The following is a 21282-nucleotide window of genomic DNA, read 5'->3' on the forward strand; positions in this document are numbered from 1 at the left end:
GTCTCGCGTTGGTTCGCCGACCCCGCGCCCTCCCGGCATGCCTGCCTTTCACCCCAGACCATCAGCACGACGATTGCGGGACCGCACGCATGCGCCGTTCGCCTACGCTTTGTTCGACACGCCTGCTTGACCAGCGCGGAGACGCACAGGGAGATCGCTCGTGAGCGGGGACCGGCGGTCCGCCGGCTTCCTGCAGTGGCGCAACTGGTCGCTGCCCACGAAGTTCGCCGCCGTCGTGCTGGTGCCCGTCCTGTTCGCGATCACGCTCGGTGTCGGCCAGATCCAGTGGCAGGTCGACCAGGCCGATCAGTACGGCCGGGTCGCGCAGGTGCTCGACGCCGAAGACCAGGTGGAGCCGCTGACCAGCGGTCTGCAGCTGGAGCGCAACCACGCCGTGGAGAACCTCGTCGGCGACGGCGAGATCAGTGCCTTCACCGAGCAGGTCGGCGCCACCGACAAGGCGGCCGAGAACCTGCGGGGCATCCTCACCGAGAACGACGTCTACACCGACGTCGTTCACGAGCGCTTCGCCGAGACCCGCAAGGCGCTGGACGGACTGGCCGCGGTGCGCGCCGGTGTTCAGGCCAGGCGGGTCACCGCCATGCAGGCCGTCAGCGCCTACAGCCAGGCCGTGCGCGCGTCGCTCGCGCTGGACCGCGCGCTGACCACAAGCGTCGCCGACCCGCAGATCTCCAGCACCGCGACCGCGCTGACCGACCTGCTCAGCCTGACCGAGGAGGTCCGGCTCCAGCAGGCGCTGGTGCTGTCCGGGCTGCGCGACGGCTCGCTGGACGCATCCACGCTCGACAACCTCTCCGGTTCCCGCGCACGGCTGCTGTCCAAGATCAACGATGCGAGCTCCGGTGTCGCCAAGCACTGGCAGCAGCGCCTGGCGGAGCAGCTCCAGGTCCCGGCGGTCGTGCAGCGCAACCAGATGCTCGCCGCGATCGTCATGGAGAGCACCGACCGCAAGTCCAGCGGTGGCTTCTCGGTCGAGCGAGAGGCGTGGAACAGCGCCAGCGACGGCTCCGCGGCGACCATCGAAGGTGGTCGCGGCGAGTTGGCGGCCGAGGTCCGCACCGCCGCGGAGAACTTGGCCGATGATGCCAGCGACCGCGCCGGGTGGGACTCGGTGACGCTGCTGGCCTCACTGATCGCCGCCGCCGGCGTGATCATCATGATCACCCGCCAGCTGCTCGGCTCGCTGCGCGAACTGCGGATCGGCGCGCTGGACGCGGCCGAGTACGACCTGCCCTCGGCGGTCACAGCGGTCCGCCAGGGCAAGGGCGCCGATGCCGAGGTTCCGCCGCTGCCGATCGACACCACCGAAGAGGTCGGCCAGGTGGCGCGGGCCTTCGACAAGGTCAACCGGCAGGCGCTGCGGCTGGCGGTCGAGCAGGCCGACCTGCGCCGCGGCTACAGCGACGCGTTCGTCAGCGTCTCCCGCCGCAGCCAGGCGCTGCTGGAACGCCAGCTGCGCCTGTTCGAGGAGCTGGAGCAAGACGAGGAAGACCCCGACCAGCTGTCCAGGCTCTTCCAGCTCGACAACCTCGCGACCCGGATGCGCCGGAACAACGAGAACCTCATGGTGCTCTCCGGCAGCGACCTGGCCCGCCGCTTCACCCAGCCGACCGAGCTCGCCGACGTGCTGCGCTCGGCGGTCTCCGAGATCGAGCAGTACCCGCGGATCGCGGTGCAGCCGACCCCGTCGGTGAAGCTGCGCGGAAACACCGCCAGCGACCTCGTGCGCTTGGTCGCCGAGCTGATGGACAACGGCGCGAACTTCTCCGCGCCGGACACCGTCGTGACCGTCTCCAGCTATCAGTCCGGCGACGGCACGGTGGTGCTCGACGTCCTCGACAACGGCATCGGCATGGGCGACGACGACCTGGTCTCCGCCAACCAGCAGCTCGCCCGCGTCGCCGAGGACGACATCTCGACCTCGCGCCGGATGGGCCTGTTCGTGGCCGGACGTCTGGCCGCGCGGCACGGCATCAGCGTCGAGCTGCACGGCGGTCCCGACGTCGAGGGCGTGCGCGCCACGGTGCTGGTCCCGGCCGAGCACGTGGTCTCCGCCCAGCCGAGCGGCCAGTCGCAGATGCCGCCCGCGGCACCGCCCGCGCAGGTCAACGGTCACTCGCTGCCAGGATTGCAGAGTTCGTTCCCGGGTGCGGGTGCGGGATCGCCGCTGCCGCAGCGGGTTCCCGACCAGCACCGGCCCGAGGACGACGGCTGGCAGACCCACGAACCGGCCTGGGCCCAGAACGACGAACCGAGCTGGGCGCACAGCGACGAGGACTACAACGCCAACGCGCCGACCAGCCTGTTCGAGCCGGTCTTCCCCAACGACCAGGCCGAGCGCTCAGGCCAGTTCGACGGGAGCGGCTTCTTCGACTCCGGGTCCGGCCAGGCCAACGACTTCTTCGCCCCGGCCGGAGGTGAGGACTCGCAGACCAACAGCTTCTTCGGTTCCTCCCTGGACTACGACCAGCCCGCGGCTGGGGACGAGACCGACGAGCCCGCCGACGAACCGGCCAGGGACGACCTAGCGGGGCAGTGGTTCATGCCCGCGGCGTCGGACTCGATCTCGGAGACCGGTGAGTTCCGCTGGCCGGAGACCCAGGACGGCGACTCCGCGCTGTTCACCTCCGCGAAGCCGGCCGAGGACGATGAGCCGCAGCTGACCTCCTCCGGTCTGCCGCAGCGCAAGCCGCGCAACCGGGCGGCAGCCGAGCCCGCCGCCGAGGAAGCCGGGAAGAGCCGCAGCGCTGAGGACATCAGCAAGCAGTTGGCGCACAACGGCGTCCAGTTCGGTCACACCGACACGAAATCGGCGTTCCAGCCGTGGCCGCCGGACCCGTCGGAGCAGGCTCCCGAACTGCCCCAAGCCCAGCCCTGGATCCCGCAGACCCCGGAGGCGCAAGCCTGGGACTTCGCCGCTGACAAGGCACGCGAGGCAGCGGAAGCCGCGGCGAACCCGCAGGAGACGTCGTTCACCAGCGCCGGGCTGCCCCGGCGCAAACCGAAGGCGAACCTGGTTCCGGGAAGCGTGTCCGACCAGTCCGAGCAGCCGAGTCAGCCACGACGGTTCCAGCGCGACCCGAACGCGTTGCGCAGCAGGCTGTCCGACTTCCAGGGCGGCGTCAGCCGTGGCCGGCACCGGAGCGACGAGGGCTGAGTGGTGGACACACGCGAGAAGACACGTGATCATCTCGGCAACGAACAGGAGGTTGCATGAGCGCACAAACTATTTCCCGCAGGTTCGGCTGGTTGATCACGGACTTCACCGAACGCGTGCAGGGTGTGGCGCACGCGATCGTGGTCTCGGCTGATGGACTGGTGCTGACCGCTTCGGCGACGCTGCCCAGGGATCGTGCCGATCAGCTCGCCGCTGTGGCCTCTGGTCTGCTGAGCCTGACGCAGGGATCGGCGAAGTGCTTCGAGGCCGGCCAGGTCGTGCAGACGATCGTGGAAATGGACCGGGGCACCCTGCTGCAGATGGGCATCAGCGACGGTTCGTGCCTGACGGTGCTCGCCGCGCCGCAGTGCGACATGGGGCTGATCGCCTACGAGATGACCATGCTGGTCGAGCGGGTCGGCCAGATGCTCACTCCGGAGATCCGCACCCAGCTGCAGAACAGCGCAGGCGCTGTTTCGGGTCAACTGGTGTGAGGACGCGATGAGCAGACGCTCGGAATACCCACGCCGAGACCGAAGACGGCAGAACTCGGGCGATGACAGCTTCGCCGATGTCGTCAACGCGTTCACGTTCGGCGCCAAGCCCAAGCGGGACAAGCGCAAGGAGCGCGAGGAGCCGGAATCGCCGCAGGCCCACGAGCTGGACCATCGAGCTCGGACGGTGTCGCATGACCCTGCCGACGCCGCTGCCGAAGCACCCGCTGCCTCCAGCATCCGGTCCTACACCTGGACCGGCGGCCGGACGAAGTCGAACTACGAACTGGCCATCGAGACCCTGGTTTCGGTCGGCGAGAATTACCGACCCGGCGCACCGGTCCGGCTGGAGCACCAGTCGATCGCCGAGCTGTGCCAGCAACCGCGTTCGGTGGCCGAGGTGGGGGCACTGCTGTCGGTGCCGATCGGGGTCGCCCGCGTGCTGCTGGCCGACATGGCCGAACTCGGATTGATCACCGTGCACAACACGGTGAGCGAAAGCGGTAGCGCACCACACATGATGTTGATGGAAAGGGTTTTGAGTGGACTCCGTCGGCTATAGCGCACCCCAGCTCGGCTCCATGCCGGAAGCTGCCAACCGGGGTGGCACCAGCTCGACGTCGGCGAAGATCGTCGTCGCGGGCGGGTTCGGTGTGGGCAAAACGACGTTCGTCGGTTCGGTCTCGGAAATCGTTCCGCTGACCACCGAAGCGGTCATGACGGAGGCCTCCAAGGGCGTCGACGACCTCGACGCGACTCCGAACAAGACCACCACCACAGTGGCCATGGACTTCGGCCGCATCTCGCTGGCCTCGGACCTGATCCTCTACCTGTTCGGCACCCCTGGGCAGCAGCGGTTCTGGTTCATGTGGGACGACCTGGTCCGCGGTGCCATCGGCGCCGTCGTGCTGGTCGACACCCGCCGGCTGGCGGACTCGTTCTCGGCGATCGACTTCTTCGAGGACCGCGGCCTGCCCTACCTGGTGGGCGTGAACATGTTCGACGGGCAGATGCTGCACTCGCTCGAACAGGTGCGGGAAGCGATGGCGATCGGGACTGATGTGCCGATCGGACCGGTGGACGCCCGGGACCGGGAATCCACCAAGCGAACCCTGATCGCGCTCGTGGAACACGCGATGCGGCACTGGACTTCGCGCCAGGCCATGTGAGCTCGACCGGGCGCCTTCGCGGTCACGGGTGGCGGTTTCGGACCGAGGAACTGCCACCGACCCCGGGAAGGCGCCCTTCGTGCCGATCTACGGCTTCAGCGCTTGCGGCCGACGCCGCCGAGCAGGTTGTACTCGCCGTCCGAGGGCTCGGTCAGGCGCGGCCCGTCCGGCCACCAGTCGAAGAGGTTGACCAGGCCGGGCTCGATCATCTCCAGATCGGCGAACAGCTCCTGGATGCCTTCGCGACTGCGGTAGAAGCAGCTGCCCATCATCGAGTTGAACTTGACCTGCGATTCCTCGGCGAGCTGCGCGCGGGAACTGCCGTCGCCCGGGTTGTGCAGGTGCGAGATCGCCAGGTACGAGCCGGAGGCCAGCGCGTCGAGGTAGGTGCGCGTGATCGCTGCTGGGTTCTCGTCGTTGGTGACGTGGTGCAGCGTGTTGCTGTGGATCAACCCCACCGGGCGTTCCAGGTCCAGGTACTTGCGGACCGCCTCGTGGTTGAGCACTTCCTCGGGTTCGCGCAGGTCGGCGACCGCGAAGTGGGTGAACTCGTTCTCCTCCAGCAGCGCGCGGCCGTGCGCCGCGACCGAGGGGTCGTTGTCGACGTAGATGACCGTCGCCTCGTTGTTGAGCCGCTGCGCCGCCTGGTGGGTGTTCTCCGCGGTCGGCAGGCCCGATCCCAGGTCGAGGAACTGGTCGACACCGGCGTTGCCCGCCATGAAGCGCACGACGCGGATCAGCCAAGCGCGGCACTGCCTGCCGACCTGGACGGCTTCCGGGGCGAGCTGCTGGATCTGCCGCAGCACCTCTCGGTCGACCTCGAAGTTGTCCTTGCCGCCGACGAACGCGTCGTACACGCGCGCGATGCTGGGCTTGGTCGTGTCGATCTGCGGGTGGGCGTCAGCCATGAGAGGGGTCCGCTCGGTTGCCTTCGGGGGAAACGATCTCGTACGAGAGTATGCCGGGGGCTTCAGCCGGTGAACAGCCCTTCGGCCGAGGTGCTGGGGGAGTTGCGCGACTGAGCCCTCGGTCGTGCGGTGAACCGGAAATCGTTGCCCGGCAAGCCACCGGGGGTGCACCGGGTGTTGCCGGGGTAGTGGCAGGATGGCCGCGATGAGCGGAGCGGTACTGATCCTGGGTGGCCGGAGCGAGATCGGCGTGGCGGTCGCGGACCGCCTGGTGCGGCGCGGGAACGGCAAGGTGATCCTCGCGGCCCGGCGTTCGCAGGACCTCGACGACCAGGAAGCGGCGCTGCTCGAAGCGGGTGCCGACGAAGTCGTGCGGGTCGAGTTCGACGCCGCCCGGCTGGACACCCACGAAGCCCTGCTGCGCGACCTCGCGGAGGAGCACGGCCCGATCGGCACCGCGGTCATCTCCTTCGGGATCCTCGGTGACCAGGAGCGCGCCGAGTCCGAGGCCGCGCACGCGGTCGACGTCGTGCACATCGACTACGTCGCCCACGTCAACGTCCTCACCCACCTGGCGAACCTGCTGCGCGAGCAGGGCAACGGCAAGATCGTGGTGTTCTCCTCGGTCGCCGGCGTCCGGGTTCGGCGCGCCAACTACGTCTACGGCTCCGCCAAGGCCGGCCTCGACGGCTTCGCCAACGGTCTCTCCGACGCCCTGGTGGGCAGCGGGGTGTCGCTGCTGATCGTCCGGCCAGGCTTCGTCATCGGCCGGATGACCACCGGCATGGACCCGGCCCCGTGGTCGTCGACGCCGGACCAGGTCGCCGACGCCACCTTCAAGGCCCTCCACCGAGGCCGCCGAGTCGTCTGGGTCCCCGGCATCCTCCGCTGGGTCTTCGCCGCCATGCACTACGTCCCCCAGCCCATCTGGCGCCGCATGCCCCGCTGACCTCCCACCCGAGCGGGTTGAGCGGGCGTGTCAGGCCCGGCCCCTAACGTGCGGCGCATGGACTTCCACGCGCTGCACGAGGGTGTCGAGCCGCTGCTGCTGCCCAACGCCTGGGACTTCGCCTCCGCGGCCGCGCTGGCCGAGGCGGGATTCGCCGCGATCGGCACCACCAGCCTGGGTGTCGCGGCGGCCCACGGCGTGCCGGACGGCACCGGAGGTACGGAGGACGAGACGCTCGACCTCGCGGAGAAAATCGTCGGGCTGCCGGTTCCGGTGACCGTCGACATCGAGGCCGGTTTCGGCCTCAGCCCGACCGAGATCGGTGATTTCGCCGCACGACTGGCGGATCTGGGCGTCGCGGGCATCAACATCGAGGACGAGCTCTGCGACCCGGAGCTCCACGAACAGCGCATCGCAGTGATCCGCGAACGAGCTCCGGACCTGTTCCTCAACGCCCGCACCGATACCCACTGGCTCAACCCCGACCCGTCCCTGTCCGACGCGCTGGAACGAGTCCGCCGCTACGCCGGAGCGGGAGCGAGCGGCGTCTTCGTCCCCGGCATCAGTGCTGGGGACGACGTCCGAGCCCTGGTCGAAGCCGTTGATGTCCCGGTCAACGTCCTCTACGAGCCTGGCCGGAGCATCGAGGAGCTGGCCGCCTTGGGCGTCGCGCGCGTCAGCACCGGCTCGCTGCTCTACCGCGCGGCCCTGCACGCAGCGGTCACCACCGCGCGGGAGATCCGCGCGGGTGGTGCCACGGCGGCGGACGTGCCCGGCTACCAGGCGGTGCAGGACTACATCATCGGTGGCCGGCGTCGGGGTTCCGGCGGCTTGAAGTGACCGCCGTCGGGGCCGGTCTGCTTGCTGTGCCCGGCACCGAGGTACTTGCAGAACCACCGGTCGGCGAGTTCGGAGACCTTCTCCAGGGCTCCGCGTTCCTCGAAGAGGTGCCCTGCGTGCGGCACGATCTCGATCGTGACGTCGGTCAGGGGCAGTGAGGTGAGCAGTTTGGCCGCCTGCCGGTTGAGGTTGAGGACTTCGCGGTCGTCACCGCCGACGATCAGCAGCGTCGGCGCCTGCACCTCGGCCAGCCCCTCGCCGCCGAGATCGGGACGACCACCCCGCGACACCACGGCCGCGATCCGGTCGGGGCGGCGCGCGGCGGCCTTCATCGCGGCGGCAGCGCCGGTGCTCGCGCCGAACAGGCCGACCGGCATGCCGCGCGTGGCCCGCCAGGAACCGAGCGCGTCGATGGCTGGCGTGAGCCGATCGGCCAGCAGGTCGATGTCGAACCGGTACTCGTGCGTGCGCTGGTCCGTCGACGCCTCGTCGGGCGTGAGCATGTCCAGCAGCAGGGTGCCGAAGCCCGCGTTGTGCAGGAACTCGGCGACAGCGCGGTTGCGCGGACTGCGCCGTGAGCTGCCGGAACCGTGCGCGAACAAAACCACCGCCCGTGCAGGCGGTGGCATCACGAGGTCCCCTTCGAGAGTTCCGGCAGGGGTCTTGACCATCACTGGCTCGGTCGTGAGTTGAACCATCGGGAGCCTCCCTCGGTTTCCGCACGCAACGACTACCCGGACGGGTCCGCCGCGACACGCCGCAGGTCGCCCCACTGTCACCCTGGGGAGGCCGCTCCGCAGGAGGATCTAGGGGCGCACAGCGTTGCCGAGAGTCATGATCAACCGGTTGTCCCAGGCGAACATGGAGGACACGGCGACCAGGTCGTGCACGTCGTCGGCGTCGAGCCCGGCGGCGTGCAGCCGTCGGACGTCGGCGGCGGTGAGCGCGGCCGGCGTGCACGTGAGGGCTCCGGCGACGTCGACGACGGCCCGCAGCCGCTCGTCGGCGATGGCTGCGGGACCGGCCTCGGCGAGGACCACGGCGGTCAGCGGGTCACCGGAGAGCTCCACCTGCCGCTTGCCGTGCACGGCGGTGCAGTAGCCGCACCCGTTGATCAGCGAGGTCGCCAGCGCGGCGAGTTCGCGATCGGCCCTGTCCAGCGCGCCGTGACCGGTCATGATCGCCTCGCGCAGCAGGGTCTGCGCCGACAGCACCGCTGCGTCGAGCCTGAGGGTCTCCGCGAAGTCGCCGCCGGACACGACCCGCGACACCCACCGCATCGACGGGAACGCCTGGTCGGGCGTCGACAGCGCGAACCCGTCGGCCGCCGCACCGGCTTCGATGGTGATCCCGGCCTGGGACGCGGGACCGTCCCCGGCGCCGGCGACCAGCCGCAGCCAGCTCTCCAACCGCACCCGGAAGCTCGCGTAGGCGGCGACCTGGGTGGCGGTGACGACCTGGGCGGGGCTGAAGTGCTCCCGCAGCTCGGCGATCTCGTCGGCGCCCACGTCCGCCGGGTCGAGCGCGACCTGCTCGCAGTGCGCCAGCAGCGCCTGCGTCGGCTCGGGCAGCTCACCCCAGCGCTCGACGTCCCGCACGACCTCGGCGTCGTCGAGCGTGACGGCCACCGAGTCGGCGTAGGAGGGGGACTCGTTGACCAGCGCGACGCGCAGCGCGATCCGCGCCCGATCGGCCTGGCCCAGCTGGGTCTGGTCTTCGGGGCGGAGCACTGCGGCATCGGCGTTCTCGGCGGCTTCCCGGACGTCCGGCCGAAGCACGGTGAGCGTTTCTGCTGCGCGATCGCTGACGGTCGTCATCGGCTCCCAATCGAATCGGAACGGATGCGCAGACCTTAGCGCTGCAAGATCACCCAGCTGTGCGGGAGGTTGAGCTGCCAGGAAACCCCGTACCGGTACCCCGCTGACCTTCCGCGAGAACCCGTAGTCGTCCGGCGGCATCATCACCGCACCGTCTTCGAAAAGCGCCTGGTGGAGCCGGTCGTGCTAGGCCTCGTCGACGCAGTCGACGTACAGCGACACCGACGGCGTGAAGTCGAAGGTGTGCGACACGCACGAGTCGATGCACATGTGCTGCCGCCCGCACGAGGTGAACGTGGCGTGCTGCACGAACTCTCAAGCCCCCTGCTCACCAGCGCCGCAACGGCTGATGGCGAGCACCTCGGCGTCGTCGAACAGGCTGACGTAGAAGTTCATCGCCTCCTCGGCCTCGCCGTTCGGGAACATCTGCGTGGGCGTGGCTCCCCCTGGCGCGCCGGCTGATCGCGGGGCGAGTATTGCGGTCGCGACCGACATCCACCCGGACAGGAGCCGACACGACGACCCCGCAGGTCCTCTGGTGATCGACACGGACACCGCGCAGGACGACTGCATCACCCTGCTCGTCGGCCTCCTCGACCCCCGCGCCGAACTGCGCGCGATCACCATGGTCGCCGGCAACATCGGCTTCGACCAGCAGATCCGCAACGCCTTCCTGACCCTCAACGTCGCAGGCCGGCTAGGCCCTTGGGTGCGGTTGCAGTTGCTTCCGAAGTTTTCACGCGTTTGCCTAGCGGGGAAGTCTGAGAACAACCCTCCGTAACCAGGATGCTCATGGCTGAGGGTTGGTCGTCTAGCTGTCTGCGAGGCGGTTTTCACGGCTTGCGGAGGAGGCGGGCAGGAGATTGTGCCTTGATGCGGCGTATGGCCAGCGACGCTCCAGGGGAGCAGTTTCGCGACTTGCCTCCATGTTCTGCAGGTCCGTGTAGCGTTGACCGTGCGGGTGTACTCCATTCGAGTGAGCTCGGAGAATGTTGCCAAGTCGTTGGTTGTTTTGATCACGCTTTGGAGGGACGCCGAATAGGGTGCCGCGCTGTGGCGATCGACGACGACGGATGGGACATCGAGCCGGGGACCGAGCTGCGGCGGACTGAGCTGCACGCGCGGTACGGCGGCAACCGGCAGAGCGGGATCGCGCCCATCGCGAATTCCCGGAACATCCTGATTTTCACGGGAGACAGCGGCGGCCAGTACGGCTACACCTACGACGGCTGGCACGCGGACAGGACGTATCACTACACCGGCGAAGGCCAGACCGGACCGCAGACCTTTGTGCGCGGCAACAAGGCGCTCGCTGACGCGTCTCGGAAGGTTCGGCTCTTCATAGACGGGAGTCGGAAGGCCTACGTGCAGTACGTGGGTGAGTTCCGGCTTCCTGACGAAGAACCGTGGTACTACGGCGAATCCGAAGGTAGCGATGGTCGGCTGCGGCAGGTCATCGTCTTCCGGCTCGAGCCGAAAGACCCCTCGATCGTCGAACCGCCGTCCGTCACTAGCAAGGAGACGCCTCGCCCCAAGATGCGCGGCGACGGCTCGTCGACGGAGGTTTCCGGGTTGACTTCTGACGTCGATCCTGAGGAAGCACCAGCTGCTCACGTTGAGGGACCGAAGGCAAGTCCGCGTTCCGAACACGACAAGTGGAGCAGCGACAAGCCAGCCACGACGGACGAGCTCAAACGTGACGGCCTAGCTGAGGTGATCGCTCGTCGGATCAAGGACTTCTCCGAGAGCGAGAGCGAGCGCGACGCGTCGTTCCTGATTCACATCGATGGCCCGTGGGGGACGGGCAAGAGCACCATCCTCGAGCTCCTCAAGAAGAAGATCACCGACGACTACCTGGTGGTCGAGTTCGACGCGTGGAAACACGCGTCCGTGTCTCCTTCGTGGTGGGCGTTGCTCGCGCAGCTGCGAGCGGAGATCTCGCGAGCTCAGGGATCCTGGTGGAAACGTGCCTGGTTCCGGGTTAAAGAGGTGACGAAGCGCGGGCTCCGCGGAAGCACGCCCTACATCGCAACCGCGTTCGTCGTTGGTTTCCTGCTGCTTGCTTTGTGGATCGCCTGGCCCTACTTGCAGCCGACGAAACCTGCTACGTCTGTCGCTAGCAGCGCCAAGCTCTGGTTCGGCGTGGTGGGCGGTGTTGCTGCTGTCGCGCTGGGCGTGAGTCGGTTCGTCTGGTGGGAGTCCGCCCGCGGGGCGAAACGGCTCGAACAGGTCCACAAGAACCCGATGGACGAAGTGACCTGGTACTTCACCTGGTTGCTCAAGAGCTCACCGAAGCGCGTGGTCTTCTTCCTCGACGATCTCGATCGTTGCAACGATCGCCACGTCGTGGACCTCCTCGACTCGGTTCAGACCCTGGTCAGGGACTCGCCGAACGAAGGTGGGAGGGCGGCCTACTTCGTCGTCGCTGCACACGGAAGTTGGTTGCGTCGGGCGTACGAGACAGCGCACGAACCTTTCAAGGGCGCAGTCGACGAGCCCGGGCGCGGACTGGGCCACCTCTTCATAAACAAGCTGTTCCAGCTCACCGTCCCAATGCCGACCCTGAGCGCGGGGACGAAACAGATCTTCCTCGACAAGATGCTGGGTGCTGAGAAGGCTCCGGCTCCGCCCGGGAAGCGAGCGGAGAACGCTGAGCAGGCGACCGAGCAAGAGGACCAGTTGAGCAGCGAGCTCTCGTACAGCTCGAGCGATGAAGAAATCATGGAGGCTTACCGGGCCGCTACGCCCGAAGCCCAGGCGCGCAACGCGCATCGCGTTGTGGAGCGCCTGGTATCCGCGGAGGTGGTCGAGACCCGGGAACACACTCTCCAGAAGTTCGGCCCGCTCCTCGACAGCAATCCGCGCAGTCTCAAGCGCTTCACCAACACCTACGGCGTCCTGCGGTCCGTGCGCACGCTTGAAGGCAGCGATGTCGGTAGCGACATGCTCGCCTTCTGGTTGGTCCTTCAGACCCGGTGGCCGATCTTGACCGAGTACCTGGAGGCGAATCTCAACTCCCTGGGCGACGGATCCGAGGTCTTCCAGTTCGACGTGCTCCCGGAGAGCTTCAAGCCGCTCACCGAGGACCCTGAGCTCCACTACGTGCTTCGCCATGCGCCAGAGGGCGTCAAGCTCACGCCTGACGCCATCCGCGCGTGCTGCGGAGCCCAGGCGGTTCCCGATGATGAAGAGGAAGAAGAGGAGCCCGTCGCTAGCTGAGCGGCTCAGTGCGCAGGGGCGAGTGCAGGATCATCGGGAAATAGCTGGTCCCAGCAGCGGATGCAGGTGGGCTCGGTGATCCAGGCAAGTTCGCTCCGCTCGTGCAGTTCGGTTGAAGAGACCACTTCGTCGCAGATCGCCTGCACCTTCTCGTCGTGCTCGGTATCTGCGAGCTCAGCGGGGAAGGCATGACGGGCTCCGGCCACTGGATACCAGTGAAGGCAGATGTTCCGGGACAACGCTATTTCTCCTCTTGCAGTCGGGAAGGTCGTTCGGTGATCGCGCTCTGCACTGGGCAGACTCGTGCGCGCACGAGGCCGGCGAGCTCTTCGAGCGTGGCTGCGAGCGTTTCGGATTGGTGGCGCGTGTAGCGGTCGGCCGGAACGTCGTGGGCGGCGTCTTCGAGCAGCCACTGCGCCTGGCAGAACACGACTGCCAGCTTGCGTTCCTCAGGGGTCACAGCAAAGGTTCCTCCGAGCTTGATCCAGTACTGCGTGTGCGATGCTGATTGCAGCGTGTGATCGGCCGTTGCAGCAACAGCTGCGCGTAGGTGCAACACGATCCAGCGATTGATGACGAGCCTCGGAGGGATAGCTGGTGCCTCGAAAGAAGCCGGGAGTCCGGGCTCGTGGGCTCGGAGCTGAGCTTGCTGCGCTGCGCTCGACGACTGGACGGACCGTCACCGACATCGCAAGCGCTTTGGGGTGGTCCAAGTCAACGCTTTCCCGCTTGGAGAACGGGCTCCGCAACATCGAGCCTGAAGAAGTGTCTGCACTGCTTGCGGTCTACGGAGTCAAAGGTGTCGAGCGTGACCGGCTGATCGGGATGAGCAAGAACCTCGATGAGCCGGGTTGGTGGGCTGTTGGTCTGCCCGGGCTGCCATCGGAGTCCGCGACCCTCGCCAGCTACGAGTCGGAGGCAAGTCGGCTGATCAGCTGGGAACCACTTCTCGTGCCTGGGCTCCTGCAAACGATGGAGTACACGCGTGCGTTCATGCTCGGTGATGGCATCGCTCTTGATCAGGTTGAGATGCGGCTGATGGCGCGCTTGCGGAGGCAGCAAGTGCTCAAGCGAGCGGGCTTGGAGTTCCTTGGTGTCATCGGCGAGGCGGCTTTGCGCTCGGGAGTCGGGGGGCCCGACGTCATGTACGCGCAGCTGAAGCACATCCGAGAGCGGAGCAAGGAACGCAGCGTCTCGGTTCGCGTAGTGCCGAGCGATTCGCCTGCGCATCCAGGCATGGTCGGAGGGTTCATGCTGCTTGAATTTCCGACTGCGCGTCCGGTCGTGCACGTCGAACTGGCGCGGACCGCCGTGTTTCTTGACGAAGCGCCGATGACCGGTCCGTACCAGGAAGCCTTCGAGCGCCTCGACGCCGTGGCGCTGAGTGCGAGAGAATCTCAGCAACTGATTTCGGGGCTGATGCGTGAGCTGAGGTAGTTGCTGTGGACTGGACCCGGGTGGAGTGGCGGAAGTCGAGTCGATCCGGCTCGACGTCGAACTGCGTCGAGGTGGGGCACGGCGGTGAGGCCGTGGGCGTGCGCGACTCCAAGGACCGGTACGGAGGCCAGTTGGAATTCACCCGACCGCAGTGGGACTTGTTCCTTGCGCGGTTATCCAACCGCTGAACGGCGTTCTGGGGCTTGTGTAAGGACTTTGACCTGCGCAGGACGAAGAGGCTGCTGCGTGTCCTCAACTGGCGCACGAGCAGTCGAAGCGGCCCGTCCACCAACTGCGGCGAAGTCGCGGTGGACGTGAGGACCATCGCTGTGCGTGATTCGAAGAACCCTGACGGCTAATGGCTCGCAGTCAGTCCAGCCACTTGGACGGCCTTTTTAGGTGATTTAAACCCGCGCACGAGTTTTTGAGAGAACGAGGTCTGGCTCGACCGCAAACGGATACTGGCTAGTCGATGATTCAGAGGTGGGAATCGATGGTGTCCAGGAGGGCTCGGACGACTTCAACGTTGTGGTGACCTCGTTCCTCGAGGATGGTAAGAGCAGCCTGCCAGGCGTTGCGGGCGTCATCGAATTCATCGCGAGCCTGGTGCGCTTTGCCGAGGGCCGTGAGACTCGTGGCCTCACCCACCCGCTGGCCGAGGTGGTGACGGTGCTCCACTGCGCGATGCAGGCTTTCCACCGCGTTCTTCGTGTCGCCCGCGAGAAGATGTGCGATCCCCAAGGCGTGCAACGTGTAACCGGTCGCGAAGCCGTCGCTGCCGCTGGTGTCGAGTGAGTAGCGCAGGTAGGAGAACGCTGCATCGAAATCACCGAGGTGGGCCAAGGCCAGGCCGAGCACGGCAGGGGCGCCTTTGAGATCATCGGCCAGCTCTAGCGCTCGCCGTACCGACGCAGCCGCCTCTGCGTAGAGCTCCTGCTCCAGGAAGGTCTCGCCTTGCACGTTGTGGGCCAGCGCCTCCCACCATCTCTCGCCTAGGGCAGAGAAGAGATCGGCGGCTTGCCGCATGTAGTGGCTTCCCACGTCGAACTCGCCGAGGAAGTGGTGTGCCTCGCCCAGGTGGAAGAGCAGCCGTGCTCGGGCGGGATCGTCCTCCTGCGCTTCTGCAACTCGTAGGCCGGCGGTACTGCTCGCGTGGAACTCGTCGATCAGTCCCCGGAGTTTGAACGGGTAGGCGGCGACATGCGCCAGCCAGGCCGCACGTGACATCCCGAGCGCCGATGCCTGGCGAATGGTGGCGAGCACGCAGGGGTACTCGCTGTCCCACCAGGCCAATGCCTCCTCGTAGGTGGGGAAATCGCGCCACAGGGCCGTGTCCGTGTACTCAAGAGCTGGCAGTGCGCGGTCGGGCGCAAGGCGCTCGCTGGCTGTGTACGTGGCGTAGAGGTGGTGGTCGAGCAGGCGCTCCAGCGCAGCTTCGCGGTCGTCTTCGGTGTCGTCGGAGTGAGCGCGCTCCCGTGCGTAGGCGCGCAGGAGGTCGTGGATGACGTAGCGGTCCCCACCGCGCCGAGTGAGCAGATGCGCACGGGAGAGCTCGGCCAGCGCCCGCCGGGTGCGGCGCACATTCGTTCCGTCGAGCGCCGCAGCAGCGGATGAACTGATGTCAGGTGAGTTGGGAAGTCCGAGCAGGCGGAACAACCGGGCGGCGTTGGGCGAGAGGGTGCGGTAGGACCAGGAGAACACCGCTCTGATGCCGGTCTTTCCTCCCGCGTCGAGGGTGTCGAGTCGATCTCGTTCGTCGCTCAGGTCCGCGGCGAGGTCATCCAGGGTGACATCCGGCTCGGCGGCGGCTTGGACCGCGACCAACGTGAGCGCCAGCGGTAGGCCGGCGCAGTGTTCCAGCAACGCCTCGACCGCTGCTGGCTCGTCGGAGAGTCGGTCAGCCCCGACGTAGTTGCTGAGCAGTGTGCGGCCTTCGCTCCGCGTCAGGGTGGTGAGTGCGAGCCGGTGAGCTCCGTGGCGGGCCACTAGACCGTCAAGCCGTTGGCGGCTCGTGACGACGACCAAGCAGCCGGAAGAGCCCGGCAGCAACGGCAGGACCTGCTCGGTGTCGCGGGCGTTGTCCAGCACGAGCAGCATGCGTCGGCCGTGCACCAGCGTGCGGAATTGTGCCGCTTTCGCCTCTTCCGCGATCGGGATCGCTTCCGGGGCGACACCGAGAGCGATGAGGAATCCGGTCAATGCCTCGGCAGGTCTCACCGATTCGGCAACCGGGTCGAACCCCCGGAGGTTGACGTACAGCTCACCGTCTGAGAACTGCTCTCGCAACTGATGAGCCCACTGAACGACCAGCGCTGACTTCCCCACCCCCGCGAGACCGTCGATGGTCGACACCAGCACGGTGTGGTCTTCACCTGAACCGTTCAACAGCGTTGTCAGTGCGTCCTGTTCGACAGTGCGGTTGATGAAGTGCCGAACCGTCGCAGGAAGCTGACGTGGCACTACTCCCCGGTTCGTCGCATTCACCGTGCTGTGAACGTGCACATCGCCGTGGACGTTCTGCGCCTGGACGACGTTGGCGGCCTCCGATGCGCTGTTGTGCGCACCCCCAGATGGAGTTCCCACGGTTCCTTCTTCCGGCAGCGGCAGTTTCCAGTGCGAGGCTGGCACAAGCGGCGTTGATCTTGCACCACCATCCGCGGGAGGAAACCGAGCCGGACAGCGCTGGCGACACTGCGGGTGCCTGGTCTGGCCACCGTCACGGGCAGCTGTTCGTAGCGCGTCGACGGTGGTGGCCAAGCACGGCGAGCGTTTCGCCCAGGAAATGTGCCCGTTCTTGCGCGTGGTGTCGCTACGCTGGGGTGATGGGGTCGGTCAAGCAGGTTCAGATCACTTTTGACTGTGCGGACCCGGAGCGGGTGGCTCGGTTCTGGTCCGAGGTGCTCGGGTACGTCGTGCCGCCTCCGCCGCCTGGGTTCGAGTCCTGGAATGAGTTCGATCGGTCTTTGCCCGCTGAGCGGCAGGGGGCGGCTTTTGCCTGCGTTGATCCCACTGGAATTGGGCCGCGGTTGTTCTTCCAGCGGGTTCCTGAGGGCAAGGTCGTGAAGAACCGGGTGCATCTCGACGTGCGGGTCGGGACTGGGCTGGTGGGGGAGGAACGGCTCGCTGCTCTGGAGACCGAGTGCGCACGTCTCGAAGAGCTCGGGGCCACCCGAGGCGCGCTGCTGGTCGCCGACGGGTTCAACGAGTCCTGCCAGCTGATGCAGGACGTCGAGGGCAACGAGTTCTGCCTCGACTGATTGACCAAGCCGACGGGTCCGTTCCAGTCGGCTACTCCGCGGTGAACAAGCCGCTTTCGCTGTTCAGCACCGAGTCGAGGAGTTGCAGGACCTCTGCCGTCTCGGCCATCTCTCCGATGACGACGATCTTGAGGCGTTTGCGGTCTTCGTCGTGGATGGTGTGCACGCGCAGGGTGCGGTCGGCGCCCACGCCCGCGAGGACCAGGGTGCCGAGGCGGTCTGCCGCTGAGCGGTCGACGCCGTCGATCTGGACGATGCTGGAGACCTCCACCGCGCCGGCGGTGTGAGCGGGTTCGGTCGGTCTGCCGGTGAGCTGTTCGAGGTCGGACCGGGAGATCCGGTACTGCTTGCCGATGCGGACGGCGTTGAGCCTGCCTGAGCGGATGTAGCTGCGAACCGTGCGCACGTGCAGGCCGAGGAGTGCCGCGACCTGCTCAACCGAGTACATATCTTCCCGCATCGGATCTCATCTTAGGTCATGAAGAGGAACGATGCGGCAACGCGTCACGTGGGATCGATGGGTTCGATGAACGCCTGGACCATCCTGGGGAAGATCTGCGTGAACAGCGGCTTCGACGTCGACGAGGCGCCGGTGAACGCCGCGTGCTCGAGCTGGGCCTCGTAGACCGAGGTCAGCGCGCGGACGGCGTCGCGGGTGTCGACGACCAGGCGCAGGTTCAGCCGGTCCAGGGCCTCGTGCAGCAGTTCGGCGATCGAGTCCGTGAGGTGTTCCAGGGATCCGCCGGCGCGCTCGCGCAGGTGCGGGTGGCGCAGCGCGTGCGCTCGGAACTCGGTGACCAGCATGTACCAGTTCTGGTCGGCGATCAGCGATTCGGCGCAGGCCGTGCCGACCTTGACGATCGCGTCGTGCAGCGACTCCCGGTCGGCGATGCCCTCGCCGAGCACGTCGTCGACGATCGCGCGCGTCTTCTGGATGCGCAGGCTCATCTCCTCCTCGTACACCGCGAGGAACAGGTCCTCCTTGGTGTCGAAGTTCGAGTAGAAGGCGCCGCGGCTGAAGCCGGCTGTCTCGCAGATCAGCTCCACGGGGGTGTCGCGAATGCTGTGCTCGGAGAACACCTCGCGTGCTGCGTCGATCAGACGCCGACGAGTCTGCGCCCGTCGCCGTGTTTCCCGTTGCCGCGGTTGTTCGGTCATGCCGGGCATTCTCCTGCGGTGTTTCGGCTCACAGTTCAGTGCGGTCACGAGCTAGGTGGATCTCGGAAATATACAGTCTGCATCGCATACACCGTGTATCGAAATACCGGGAGTGTTCCCCTTGTCTTCGTTGCTTCACCGGCTGGGGCGGGCAGTGGTCCGCGGTCGAGCCTGGGTGCTGGTCGCCTGGCTAGCCCTGCTCGCGGTGCTGGGAACCGGTGCCGCGCTGTTCCAGCAGGGCATGGAGACCGAACTCGCGATCCCCGGCTCCGAGTCCCAGGACACGCTCGACCACCTCAACAACGTCTTCCCCCAGATGAGTGGCTCCAGCGCCCAGCTCGTCGCCACCACACCGCCCGGTCAGCGCATCGACTCGCCGCACGGGCGCGAGGCCCTCGAGGCCGTGATCCACCGCGTCGAAGGCCAGGACGGCGTGACGGCCGTGATGAACCCGCTGTCGGACATGGTTGAGAACCAGGTCTCGCCCGACGGCGACACCGCGCTGATCACGGTGCAGCTCAGCTACGCCGCGACCTCCGTGCCGGACTCGGTGAAGAACGGCCTGCTCGCCGAAGCCGACACCCTCGAACGCCAGCTCGGCCCCGGCAGCGACGTCCACGCGGGCGGCTCGATCTTCGCCGTCAACATGCCCGCCGTCGGCGCCACCGAAGCGGTCGGCGTGATCGTGGCGCTGCTGGTGCTGCTGCTGATGCTGCGCTCGCTGGTCGGCGCCGTGATGCCGCTGATCACCGCGCTCGTCGGCGTCGGCGTGTCGATGACGATCGTGCTGCTGTCGACCGCGTTCGTCACGGTGTCCTCGGCCGCGCCGATGCTCGGTCTGATGCTCGGGCTCGCGGTCGGCATCGACTACTCGCTGTTCATCGTCTCGCGCCATCGAGAACAACTCGGCGCTGGACTCGACGTCCCCGAATCGATCGCGCGCTCGGTGGCCACCGCCGGATCCGCGGTGATCTTCGCCGGCGTCACCGTGATCATCGCGCTGCTGGCGCTGGCCGTTCCCGGCATCCCGTTCCTGACCGTCATGGGCATCCTCGCCGGCGTGTCGATCGCCGTCGGCGTCGCCGCGTCGCTGACTGTCATCCCCGCGCTGCTCAGCTTCGCCGGGGAACGGCTGCGCCCCAAGCGAGCTCGCGCCAAGCGCACCACCCGCGCCCGCACGCGCACCACGTTCAGCCTGCGCTGGGTCCGCGCGGTCACCAAGGCTCCGCTGCTGACGATCGTGATCGTCATCGCCGCGCTCGGGATCTGCACGATCCCCGCCGCTGACCTGCGGCTCGCGGTGCCCGACGCCGGAGCGCAGGCCGTGGGGACCCCGGCGCGCGACACCTACGACGCCGTCGCCGAGCAGTTCGGCCCCGGCTACAACGCGCCGCTGATCGTCACCACCGACGTCATCGGCACCAAGGACCCGCTCGGCCAGGTCAACGGCATGGCCGACGAGATCCGCGCGCTTCCCGGTGTCGCCGCGATCCCGATGGCGACTCCGAACGAGACCATCGACACCGGCATCATCCAGGTCATCCCCACTTCCGGCGGTGAGTCGCAGGAGACCGAGGACCTGGTGCACCGGCTGCGCGACCTCAGCCCGCACTTCGAGCAGACCTACGGCGCGGGCATCGCCGTCACCGGCATGACCGCCATCGGCATCGACCTGTCGGAGAAGCTCAGCGACGCGCTGCTGCCCTTCGGCGTCATCGTCGTCGGCCTGACGCTGGTGCTGCTGGCCATGGTGTTCCGGTCGGTGTGGGTGCCGATCAAGGCGGCCTTGGGCTACCTGCTGTCGGTCGGTGCGACCTTCGGCGCCACGGCGTTCGTGTTCAACCAGGGCAACCTCGCCGAACAGCTCAACATCACCCACGTGGGCGGCGTCATCAGCTTCCTGCCGCTGCTGCTGATGGCGATCCTGTTCGGCCTTGCCATGGACTACGAGGTCTTCCTCGTGTCCCGGATGCGCGAGGACTACACGCACAACCGCGACGCCAAGCGCGCCATCGAAGCCGGGTTCTCCAACGTCTCGCCGGTCGTGGTCGCCGCCGCGGTCATCATGATCTCGGTGTTCGCCGCGTTCGTCCCGCACGGCGACTCCAACATCAAGCCCATCGCCTTCGGGCTCGCCGTCGGCGTGTTCGTCGACGCCTTCATCGTGCGCATGACGCTCGTGCCCGCCGTGATGGCGCTGCTCGGCGACCGGGCATGGTGGCTGCCGAAGTGGTTGTCGCGCAAGCTTCCCGCGCTCGACGTCGAAGGCGAGGCTCTGGAGCACGAGATCCGGCTCGCCAACTGGCCCGGCAGCGACGAGGTCGTCAGCGCGCGCGGGTTCGGCGTGCGCGACGACCGCGACGAGCCGATCTTCGAAGACGTGCGGATCGCGTTGCGGCCCGGCGGAGTGCTGGCGGTGCAGGGCGATGACGACGACCTGTCCTCGGCGATGCTGCACGCGCTCGGCGGACGGCTCAGCGGAGTGCGCGGCGACGTGCGCGTGATGGGTTTCCTGCTGCCGCAGCGCGCCCGCGCCGTGCGGTCCGCAACCGCGCTGGTGCGCTGCCGCGAGAGCGTTGCGCCCGCTGCCGAGATCGCCTCGGCCCTGGCCGACGGCGTGCGGTTGGTGCTCATCGACGAGCTCGACGCCGTCGCCGACACCGAGCAGCGCCGCGAGATCGCCCGACTGCTCGCGCATGAGTCCACATCGGACGGTGAGCCGGTGGCTTTCGTGGTCACCCACCAGAACCCGAGCCTGGTCTCCGGCCTGTTGCCGGAACACCGGCTGAGCACGATGCGGCTTTCCACGCGGCCGGACGCCCCCGCGTTCGCCGGCCGCCTCCTGGAGGTTTGAGG

Annotated in this window: 23 protein-coding genes; 13 read left to right on the top strand and 10 right to left on the bottom strand. The window is 67.5% G+C overall.

Features of this window, described 5'->3' with window-relative positions; translation table 11 throughout:
- The first annotated feature begins 160 nt into the window (after window positions 1-160).
- The 4 genes from E1161_RS03030 to E1161_RS03045 are packed head-to-tail and all read left to right on the top strand — an operon-like array spanning window position 161 to window position 4841.
- Window positions 161-3178 carry a sensor histidine kinase gene (locus tag E1161_RS03030; protein WP_132619336.1) on the top strand — a complete coding sequence of 1006 codons (3018 nt, stop codon included), beginning with the start codon at window positions 161-163 and terminating at the stop codon, window positions 3176-3178.
- Between the two features lie 56 nt (window positions 3179-3234).
- Window positions 3235-3672: a roadblock/LC7 domain-containing protein gene (locus E1161_RS03035; RefSeq protein ID WP_132619338.1), complete on the top strand. Its 438-nt coding sequence runs from the start codon at window positions 3235-3237 to the stop codon at window positions 3670-3672.
- Between the two features lie 7 nt (window positions 3673-3679).
- On the top strand, window positions 3680-4234 hold the full coding sequence (locus E1161_RS03040) for a DUF742 domain-containing protein (RefSeq protein ID WP_132619340.1): 555 nt from the start codon (window positions 3680-3682) through the stop codon (window positions 4232-4234).
- Entirely contained in the window at window positions 4215-4841 is a 627-nt protein-coding gene (locus E1161_RS03045; protein ID WP_132619342.1) for a GTP-binding protein, read from the top strand. Before E1161_RS03040 ends, E1161_RS03045 begins: the two co-directional genes overlap by 20 nt.
- A 95-nt stretch (window positions 4842-4936) precedes the next feature.
- Here E1161_RS03045 and E1161_RS03050 read toward each other — a convergent pair whose 3' ends face one another.
- The gene (locus tag E1161_RS03050; RefSeq protein WP_132619344.1) at window positions 4937-5749 is read right to left on the bottom strand and encodes an SAM-dependent methyltransferase; all 813 of its coding nucleotides are present in this window, start codon (window positions 5747-5749) and stop codon (window positions 4937-4939) included.
- A 205-nt stretch (window positions 5750-5954) separates the two neighbouring features.
- Between E1161_RS03050 and E1161_RS03055 the strand changes: the two genes are divergently transcribed.
- Window positions 5955-6698: an SDR family NAD(P)-dependent oxidoreductase gene (locus E1161_RS03055; protein WP_132619346.1), complete on the top strand. Its 744-nt coding sequence runs from the start codon at window positions 5955-5957 to the stop codon at window positions 6696-6698.
- 57 nt (window positions 6699-6755) lie between these two features.
- Window positions 6756-7538 (top strand): isocitrate lyase/PEP mutase family protein, encoded by a 783-nt coding sequence (locus E1161_RS03060; RefSeq protein WP_132619348.1) that lies wholly within the window; start codon window positions 6756-6758, stop codon window positions 7536-7538.
- On the opposite strand, the gene E1161_RS03065 is transcribed toward E1161_RS03060, so the two are convergent.
- The 4 genes from E1161_RS03065 to E1161_RS28495 form a co-directional block, all read right to left on the bottom strand.
- Window positions 7493-8236 carry a dienelactone hydrolase family protein gene (locus tag E1161_RS03065; protein ID WP_132619350.1) on the bottom strand — a complete coding sequence of 248 codons (744 nt, stop codon included), beginning with the start codon at window positions 8234-8236 and terminating at the stop codon, window positions 7493-7495. The two genes, E1161_RS03060 and E1161_RS03065, sit on opposite strands and share 46 nt — an antisense overlap.
- A 108-nt stretch (window positions 8237-8344) precedes the next feature.
- Window positions 8345-9355, bottom strand: coding sequence for a peroxidase-related enzyme (locus tag E1161_RS03070; RefSeq protein ID WP_132619352.1), 1011 nt, complete (start codon window positions 9353-9355; stop codon window positions 8345-8347).
- A gap of 186 nt (window positions 9356-9541) precedes the next feature.
- Entirely contained in the window at window positions 9542-9664 is a 123-nt protein-coding gene (locus E1161_RS28490; protein ID WP_207920066.1) for a VOC family protein, read from the bottom strand.
- Window positions 9665-9670: 6 nt separating this feature from the next.
- Window positions 9671-9781, bottom strand: a complete 111-nt coding sequence (locus E1161_RS28495; RefSeq protein ID WP_207920067.1) for a VOC family protein — start codon at window positions 9779-9781, stop codon at window positions 9671-9673.
- A gap of 112 nt (window positions 9782-9893) precedes the next feature.
- Here E1161_RS28495 and E1161_RS27515 point away from each other — a divergent pair, with 112 nt between their 5' ends.
- Both E1161_RS27515 and E1161_RS03085 read left to right on the top strand, forming a co-directional pair.
- Window positions 9894-10136, top strand: a complete 243-nt coding sequence (locus tag E1161_RS27515; RefSeq protein ID WP_235874743.1) for a nucleoside hydrolase — start codon at window positions 9894-9896, stop codon at window positions 10134-10136.
- Between the two features lie 272 nt (window positions 10137-10408).
- The gene (locus E1161_RS03085) at window positions 10409-12574 is read left to right on the top strand and encodes a KAP family P-loop NTPase fold protein (RefSeq protein WP_165939665.1); all 2166 of its coding nucleotides are present in this window, start codon (window positions 10409-10411) and stop codon (window positions 12572-12574) included.
- 5 nt (window positions 12575-12579) lie between these two features.
- On the opposite strand, the gene E1161_RS03090 is transcribed toward E1161_RS03085, so the two are convergent.
- Both E1161_RS03090 and E1161_RS03095 read right to left on the bottom strand, forming a co-directional pair.
- Entirely contained in the window at window positions 12580-12813 is a 234-nt protein-coding gene (locus tag E1161_RS03090) for a zinc finger protein (RefSeq protein ID WP_132619356.1), read from the bottom strand.
- A gap of 2 nt (window positions 12814-12815) precedes the next feature.
- Window positions 12816-13034, bottom strand: coding sequence for a hypothetical protein (locus E1161_RS03095; RefSeq protein WP_132619358.1), 219 nt, complete (start codon window positions 13032-13034; stop codon window positions 12816-12818).
- Between the two features lie 137 nt (window positions 13035-13171).
- Here E1161_RS03095 and E1161_RS03100 point away from each other — a divergent pair, with 137 nt between their 5' ends.
- From E1161_RS03100 to E1161_RS03110, 3 genes are read left to right on the top strand one after another with little or no spacing between them, the layout of a single operon-like run.
- Entirely contained in the window at window positions 13172-14011 is an 840-nt protein-coding gene (locus tag E1161_RS03100) for a helix-turn-helix domain-containing protein (RefSeq protein ID WP_165939666.1), read from the top strand.
- A gap of 20 nt (window positions 14012-14031) precedes the next feature.
- Entirely contained in the window at window positions 14032-14199 is a 168-nt protein-coding gene (locus E1161_RS03105) for a DUF397 domain-containing protein (RefSeq protein ID WP_328591208.1), read from the top strand.
- A 15-nt stretch (window positions 14200-14214) separates the two neighbouring features.
- A complete protein-coding gene (locus tag E1161_RS03110; RefSeq protein WP_235874744.1) occupies window positions 14215-14370 on the top strand; it encodes a DUF397 domain-containing protein in 156 nt (51 codons plus the stop codon).
- 118 nt (window positions 14371-14488) lie between these two features.
- Here the strand turns inward: E1161_RS03110 and E1161_RS03115 are convergent, their stop codons facing one another.
- Window positions 14489-16594 carry an NB-ARC domain-containing protein gene (locus tag E1161_RS03115; RefSeq protein ID WP_235874745.1) on the bottom strand — a complete coding sequence of 702 codons (2106 nt, stop codon included), beginning with the start codon at window positions 16592-16594 and terminating at the stop codon, window positions 14489-14491.
- A 239-nt stretch (window positions 16595-16833) separates the two neighbouring features.
- Here E1161_RS03115 and E1161_RS03120 point away from each other — a divergent pair, with 239 nt between their 5' ends.
- Window positions 16834-17268: a VOC family protein gene (locus E1161_RS03120; protein WP_132619364.1), complete on the top strand. Its 435-nt coding sequence runs from the start codon at window positions 16834-16836 to the stop codon at window positions 17266-17268.
- 31 nt (window positions 17269-17299) lie between these two features.
- Here the strand turns inward: E1161_RS03120 and E1161_RS03125 are convergent, their stop codons facing one another.
- A complete protein-coding gene (locus E1161_RS03125) occupies window positions 17300-17728 on the bottom strand; it encodes a helix-turn-helix domain-containing protein (RefSeq protein ID WP_235874746.1) in 429 nt (142 codons plus the stop codon).
- A 44-nt stretch (window positions 17729-17772) separates the two neighbouring features.
- Window positions 17773-18426 carry a TetR/AcrR family transcriptional regulator gene (locus E1161_RS03130; protein WP_165939667.1) on the bottom strand — a complete coding sequence of 218 codons (654 nt, stop codon included), beginning with the start codon at window positions 18424-18426 and terminating at the stop codon, window positions 17773-17775.
- 121 nt (window positions 18427-18547) lie between these two features.
- On the opposite strand from E1161_RS03130, the gene E1161_RS03135 reads away from it, so the two are divergent.
- Entirely contained in the window at window positions 18548-21280 is a 2733-nt protein-coding gene (locus E1161_RS03135) for an MMPL family transporter (RefSeq protein ID WP_132619368.1), read from the top strand.
- Window positions 21281-21282: the final 2 nt, after the last annotated feature.

Origin of the sequence: Saccharopolyspora aridisoli, from assembly GCF_004348445.1 — a bacterium.
Lineage (GTDB): Bacteria > Actinomycetota > Actinomycetes > Mycobacteriales > Pseudonocardiaceae > Saccharopolyspora > Saccharopolyspora aridisoli.

What these genes read in the sequence shown, in the direction of transcription:
- E1161_RS03050 (WP_132619344.1), bottom strand. Translation starts at nt 5,749, where the DNA reads ATGGCTGACGCCCACCCGCAGATCGACACGACCAAGCCCAGCATCGCG.
- E1161_RS03125 (WP_235874746.1), bottom strand. Translation starts at nt 17,728, where the DNA reads ATGCGGGAAGATATGTACTCGGTTGAGCAGGTCGCGGCACTCCTCGGC.
- E1161_RS03055 (WP_132619346.1), top strand. Translation starts at nt 5,955, where the DNA reads ATGAGCGGAGCGGTACTGATCCTGGGTGGCCGGAGCGAGATCGGCGTG.
- E1161_RS03070 (WP_132619352.1), bottom strand. Translation starts at nt 9,355, where the DNA reads ATGACGACCGTCAGCGATCGCGCAGCAGAAACGCTCACCGTGCTTCGG.
- E1161_RS03130 (WP_165939667.1), bottom strand. Translation starts at nt 18,426, where the DNA reads ATGACCGAACAACCGCGGCAACGGGAAACACGGCGACGGGCGCAGACT.
- E1161_RS03060 (WP_132619348.1), top strand. Translation starts at nt 6,756, where the DNA reads ATGGACTTCCACGCGCTGCACGAGGGTGTCGAGCCGCTGCTGCTGCCC.
- E1161_RS03120 (WP_132619364.1), top strand. Translation starts at nt 16,834, where the DNA reads ATGGGGTCGGTCAAGCAGGTTCAGATCACTTTTGACTGTGCGGACCCG.
- E1161_RS03040 (WP_132619340.1), top strand. Translation starts at nt 3,680, where the DNA reads ATGAGCAGACGCTCGGAATACCCACGCCGAGACCGAAGACGGCAGAAC.
- E1161_RS28495 (WP_207920067.1), bottom strand. Translation starts at nt 9,781, where the DNA reads ATGTTCCCGAACGGCGAGGCCGAGGAGGCGATGAACTTCTACGTCAGC.
- E1161_RS03065 (WP_132619350.1), bottom strand. Translation starts at nt 8,236, where the DNA reads ATGGTTCAACTCACGACCGAGCCAGTGATGGTCAAGACCCCTGCCGGA.
- E1161_RS03035 (WP_132619338.1), top strand. Translation starts at nt 3,235, where the DNA reads ATGAGCGCACAAACTATTTCCCGCAGGTTCGGCTGGTTGATCACGGAC.